The 5,765-nt window shown below is 61.2% G+C and carries 7 protein-coding genes; all 7 read right to left on the bottom strand.

The features are described 5' to 3' along the window. Nucleotides 1–411: 411 nt before the first annotated feature. Complete coding sequence (gene tmk, locus NZM16_RS07915; RefSeq protein WP_295479765.1) at nt 412–1,050, bottom strand: dTMP kinase; 639 nt, start codon at nt 1,048–1,050, stop codon at nt 412–414. A 143-nt stretch (nt 1,051–1,193) separates the two neighbouring features. After that, nucleotides 1,194–1,997, bottom strand: coding sequence for a phosphatidate cytidylyltransferase (locus NZM16_RS07910; protein WP_295479762.1), 804 nt, complete (start codon nt 1,995–1,997; stop codon nt 1,194–1,196). Between the two features lie 2 nt (nt 1,998–1,999). Then, nucleotides 2,000–2,731, bottom strand: a complete 732-nt coding sequence (locus tag NZM16_RS07905; protein ID WP_367281018.1) for an isoprenyl transferase — start codon at nt 2,729–2,731, stop codon at nt 2,000–2,002. Nucleotides 2,732–2,897: 166 nt separating this feature from the next. Then, nucleotides 2,898–3,458, bottom strand: a complete 561-nt coding sequence (gene frr, locus NZM16_RS07900; protein WP_295479759.1) for a ribosome recycling factor — start codon at nt 3,456–3,458, stop codon at nt 2,898–2,900. A 233-nt stretch (nt 3,459–3,691) separates the two neighbouring features. Next, on the bottom strand, nt 3,692–4,408 hold the full coding sequence (pyrH, locus tag NZM16_RS07895) for a UMP kinase (protein ID WP_295452037.1): 717 nt from the start codon (nt 4,406–4,408) through the stop codon (nt 3,692–3,694). Nucleotides 4,409–4,654: 246 nt separating this feature from the next. Continuing rightward, nucleotides 4,655–5,257, bottom strand: a complete 603-nt coding sequence (gene tsf, locus NZM16_RS07890) for a translation elongation factor Ts (RefSeq protein WP_295452004.1) — start codon at nt 5,255–5,257, stop codon at nt 4,655–4,657. Nucleotides 5,258–5,533: 276 nt separating this feature from the next. Beyond that, the coding region (locus NZM16_RS07885) for a 30S ribosomal protein S2 (RefSeq protein ID WP_295479757.1) at nt 5,534–5,765 on the bottom strand (232 nt) is incomplete at its 5' end.

Here is a 5,765-nt window from a genome sequence, read left to right as displayed (position 1 = left end):
GGTGCGGGGGCCTGGGGCCCCCCGCACCGCCCCCGAAAGATATTTTTCTCCTCCCCCCCCCCGGCCCTGTGGGCCGCGGGGAGGGGGGGAAAGGGGGGAGGGGCCATCGCCTTCCGGACTCGCTTCGGTTCCTCAAATCCCCAGTTGATAACTGGACAAAGCACTACATCATCGGGAGCCGCTTGGATGAGGTGGAAGTAACCCCACTCTCCAGGATCCCCCTCCCCACGGCCCAAAGGGCTATGGGGAGGGGGAGAGAAGACTCCCTGAGGAAGCGAACTGCGTAACTCCCGGTTCGTTTGGGGGGTAGGAATCGCCGAAGGCGACCTCCGATCCCCCAACCCCTCTCTCCCCTCCCGGCGAACCTTTGGGCTGCGGGGAGGGGTGAGAAAAAAGGCAAGCCCGCACGCTTCATTCGATGGAAAGTCCCAGGCGCTGCCGAAGATGGTCCAGGATCGCCGACTGAACCGCCCCCATCGGCTGGGAGGCATCAATGATCACCCAGCGATCAGGCTCCGCCGTCGCCATCCTCCGGTATCCCTCCCGGACCCGCTGGTGGAAGGAGAGCTCGAGAGCATCCAGGCGAGTCCAGGCGTCCCCGGAAACCCGACGGCGTGCCAGGCCCTGTTCGACCTCGATATCCAGCAGGAAAGTAAGATCCGGCCTCAGACCGCCCGTCGCGAACCGGTTCAAATGTTGCAGGTCCTCCAGATCCAGGCCCCGACCGTAACCCTGATAGGCCAGGGTCGAATCCGCATACCGGTCGCTGACCACAATGCCTCCCTCCGCCAGAAAGGGCCGGATGACCCGTTCGACCAGCTGCGCCCGGGCGGCGCAGAACAAAAGCGCCTCCGTCCGGGCGGTCATATCCGCGTGCTCGTGGGCGTGAAGCAGCTCACGGATGGCCTCTCCCACCGGCGTCCCTCCCGGCTCGCGGGTGAAGAGCACCCGATATCCCTTCTGCCGGAGAAAGTCGCTTAACCAGCGCGCCATCGTCGTTTTGCCGCTTCCCTCGGGCCCTTCAAAGGTGATCAGGAGGCCATTCGTCATGAAAGCCATCCATCCGGTTTGATTCGCTGAACTGGAAACGAATGGGGGGCAGCCACGGGGGTTGCCCCTACAAAAGCGCGGGGCGATGCTGAGCCTCTCGATCTTCTCCCCGTCCGCCCGGTTACCCGGTGATCATCCTTCCTTCAGAAACCCTGAATCCAGTGAGCGTAAAGATAAGCCAACATGCCGCTCCAGAGCAGGCTGTCCAGGCGATCCAGCACGCCCCCATGCCCGGGAAAGAGATTCCCCGAATCCTTCACTCCAGCTCGCCGCTTGAGAACCGAGATGGAAAGGTCCCCCAGAGTCCCCAGGCTGCCGATCAGTAGCCCTAACAGGGCTCCGGGCCCCGCGCCGAGCTCAATGAGGAAACCCAGGATGGCGCCTACCAGAAGGCCGGCCAGGCATCCTCCGATGAATCCCTCCCAGGTTTTACCGGGGCTCCACTGAGGAGCCAGCCGATGCTGACCCCACTGTCGACCCACCAGATACGCCCCGGTGTCCGCCGCCCAGGTGGTGAACAGGATAAAAACCACCCACCAGCGCCCGTAAGGCTCCGGAAGGTTCCGAAGCCAGACGAACGAACGTCCCAACCACCCCAGATAGAGACCGCCAGCCGCGGTGAACGCCCAATCCGCGATGGGATGCGCGGTGCGCCGGATCCACCAGAACCATACGAGGGCCAGCGGGGGCATCAGCGTGAGGGTGAGTTCGGTCAGACGGGAGTTTGGGAGGATCGCCATCGCATCTCCCAGGAAGCCCAGGATCATCAGGCCCATCCAGCCTAAAGAGGGAGAGAAACCTGTCCGCCGGATCAGTTGGGTGTATTCCCAGGCCGCGGCCAGCAGGATCAGGCTGACCACTCCGGCCCATAGCCATCCACCCAGATGGACCAGAGCAGTTAGAAGGGGGATCGCGATGAGGGCAACGAGGAGACGTTGACGCAACACGGCTAACGCGATGGAGGATGAGTGGCCAGTTGCTCGCTGATCTGTCCGAAACGGCGTTCCCGCCGGCTGTAGGCTTCGATCGCCTTCAACAACTCTTCTCGGTCGAAATCCGGCCAGTAAACCGGGGTCACATAGAACTCCGAGTAAGCCGCCTGCCACAACAGGAAATTGCTCAGGCGCATCTCCCCACTGGTGCGGATAATGAGATCTGGATCAGGCAACCCGGCCGTATACAGGTAACGGGAGATCGTGGATTCGTCTACTGCCTCCGGAGGGACGCCATCGGCAATGATCCGGCGGACCGCCTCGACGATCTCCTGACGCCCGCCGTAATTGAAAGCGACACATAAAATCAGCCGGGAGTTCCCCTTTGTTCGTTCGATGGCCATCCGGATCTTTTGCTGGAGCCGCTCGGGCACCCCCTCTAGGGTGCCCAGATGACGGATCTGCACGCCATTTCGATCCAGGCTGTCCAGCTCCCGATCGATCATTTGCTCCAGGATGCCGAACAGGCCATACACCTCATCGGGGGGACGGCGCCAGTTCTCGGTGGAGAACGCATAGATCGTGAGGATCCGGACGCCCAGGTCCGCGCATGCCTCAATCACCCGCCGCAGGTTCTCGGTCCCCGCCCGGTGCCCGGCCAATCGGGGGAGCCCCCGGGCTTTTGCCCATCGACCGTTGCCGTCCATGATGATGGCGATATGAGTCGGGATTTTCAACATCGTCTCCATTTGCCGACCGTTTTGCTGCCTCACAAACTCCTCCTCCAGTTTATATCACTGCAGGGCTTGAGCGATTGATCCACGCCAGTATGGGGGCTTCGGGGAGCTGAGGAGGCAGCCGTCAGTTGCCTCCTCAGCTCCCCGAGGACTTCCTTTCCGCAGCCCATTGGGCTGTTCAGAACGACATGATCTCTTTCTCTTTCGCCTGAGCCACCTTCTCTGCTTCCTCGATATAACGATCCGTAAGCTTCTGGACCTCTTCCCGGGCTTCCTCCAGCTCATCGTCGGACATCTCTTTGTTTTTATGCCGGGTCCGAAGCTCCTCCAGCGCATCCCGCCGTATATTCCGGATGGCGATGCGGGTCTCTTCCAGGCGCTTATGCACCAGCTTGACCAGTTCCTGTCGGCGCTGCTCCGTCAGCCTGGGCAGAACCAGACGGATGATCCGTCCATCGTTGCTGGGGGTCAACCCCAGATCCGATTTCAGGATCGCCCGCTCGATCTCCTGCAACGCTTTTGGATCGTAGGGCTGGATGGTCAATAAATTCGGTTCGGGCGCCCGGATGATGGCCAGCTGCTCCAGAGGAACCTGGGTCCCATAGTATTCCACCGGGATCCGTTCCACCAGGGCAGGAGATGCCCGCCCGGTGCGGATGCCCTTCAGTTCGTCCTCGAATACCCGGATGGCCTTGCGCATACGTTCTTCCGCATCCCGGAAGACCTGTTTCGGGATCATCGCGGGTTCCCACCTCCATTCCAAGAATGGAATCCGACCCGGACAGGAGTTACGCCGTTCACTTCCTCCTGGAGGTTTGGAGGACAGAGCCAGGCTCCTTCGGCGCCCGGCCCGCCCCTAGGGAAATCTTGGATCCCCCTCCTCAGGGCCCAAAGGGGTATTGAGAAGGAGGGATCCAAGGGGGGCGGAGCCATTTCACCTCGTCCCGTGGGCTTCCAACGGCGTAGCTCCCATCAGCTATCGATGAGCGTTCCGACCGGCTCCCCCCTCACCGCCCGTTCCAGGCTATCCGGCTGCCATAAGTCGAGGACAATAATCGGCAGGTTATGATCCATGCACAGCGACAGGGCCGTGCTGTCCAGGACCTTCAGGCGCAGGTTCAGGGCCTCTATGTATGTTAGTTTATCAAATTTGCGGGCGTTCGGGTTCACCATCGGATCATCGTCATACACGCCATCCACCTTGGTGGCCTTGATGAGAACGTCGGCGTGGATCTCCATGGCCCGCAGGGCAGCGGCGGTGTCGGTCGTGAAGTAGGGATTTCCGGTTCCGGCCCCCAGGATCACCACGCGGCCCTTTTCGAGATGGCGGATCGCCCGCAGTCGAATGTAAGGCTCCGCGATCGCCCGCATCTCGATGGCCGTCTGGACACGGGTGGGCACCCCCAGGCGCTCCAGGGCATCCCGCAAGGCCAGCGCGTTCATCACCGTGGCCAGCATTCCCATCTGATCCGCGGTCGCCCGGTCCATGCGGTGAGCGATACCATCGCGGCCCCGCCACAGATTGCCAGCCCCGATGACGATGGCGATCTCCACCCCCATTTCTTTCACGGCCTTAATGCGAGCGGCCAGCTCGGCTGCCCGTTCCGGGCTGATCCCGAATCCTCCAGGGCCCGCCAGAGCTTCCCCGCCCAGCTTCAAGAGAATCCGACGATATTTAGGGCTTGACATTGAGATCACTTTCCTCCTCCCTCTGGATCCAAGCGCCCGGGCAGGCGGAATAGTGCTTCGCTACCAGCAGGTGGGATATTGCGCCGATGGCCCCTTCTCCCTGGATCCTCCCCCCAGAAAAGGGGAAGAGGCTTACCTCGCATGAGCCTTCGTCGGTCTGATCGGTGATTGATTGTTTCCGCGGGATACGATCCGCCTTCGGCAGGCTTTAAAGCAAAGGCCGGGCCTTGAGCCCGGCCTTTGCCTTTACTCGACGGTCTCCCCGAGTTCGTATCGAGCGAACCGACGAACCACAATATTTTCACCCACCCGGGCAATCACCTCCATGATCACCTGGCCCACTGTGCGATCCTCATCCTTGATAAAAGGCTGTTCCAGAAGACAGGTCTCCTGAATGAACCGGCTCAGACGGTTCTCCGCGATCTTTTCTGCAATATGAGGGGGCTTGCCTTCGTTCAGAGCCTCTTTCAGATAGATCTGACGTTCATGCTCCAGGACCTCCGCTGGGATATCCTCCCGTCGGATATAGCGAGGGTTGGCGGCCGCGATCTGGAGCAACAGATCATGGGCCAGCCGCTGGAACTCAGGGGTGCGAGCGACGAAGTCGGTCTCACAGTTCAGCTCCAGCAATGCGCCCACCCGATTGCCCGGATGCACGTAGGCCACCACCAGGCCTTCCCGAGCGGTCCGCTCCAGCTTCCGGGCCGCTCGCGCCAAGCCCTTCTCCCGCAGGTAATCAATGGCCTTTTCAAAATCTCCTCCCGTCTCCTCCAGGGCCTTACGACAATCGAGGATGCCGGCCCCTGTCATCTCCCGAAGACGCTTGACCATGTCCACTGTGATGTTCAAGGAACCTCCCTCCAGTGCGGAAGTTTTGACGACCGTTTTGCTTCGTGCTTTGACCAGTTATGGATGGGAGATTTGGGGAACTGAAACTGGTCCGGAGGGGCTATTGCCCCCCTTTCTCCCCCCTCCCCACGGCCCTCTGGGCCACAGAGAGGGGAGAAAAAGTCTTTCGGGTGTGGGGCTGGGGATGAAAGGTCCCTGGCCCCACACCTGAAAACCCTAAATCAGACTATGGCTAAAGCCCTCGGGCTTCGTTTCGACATGATCGCTGAGATCGGCTCAGCTTTCCAGTTCCTCGAACTCCGGCTCCTCGATCTCCTCCTCTTCTTCTTCAACCTCAAACACGCGGCGCGGCTCCAGCGCGGGCACCTCCTCCTCGATCTCCTCCTCCACCACCTCGGTTACGCCCCTCTTCTCGCGGAGCTGAAGGCCCTCCACCACCGCATCGGCCACCAAGCGGGTGACCAGCTTAATCGAGCGAATGGCGTCATCGTTTGCTGGAATGATATAG

The sequence above is a fragment of the Thermoflexus sp. genome (assembly GCF_025055495.1).
Lineage (GTDB): Bacteria > Chloroflexota > Anaerolineae > Thermoflexales > Thermoflexaceae > Thermoflexus.
The sequence above is the reverse complement of the archived record's forward strand: the minus strand, read 5'-3'. Positions and strand labels throughout refer to the sequence as shown.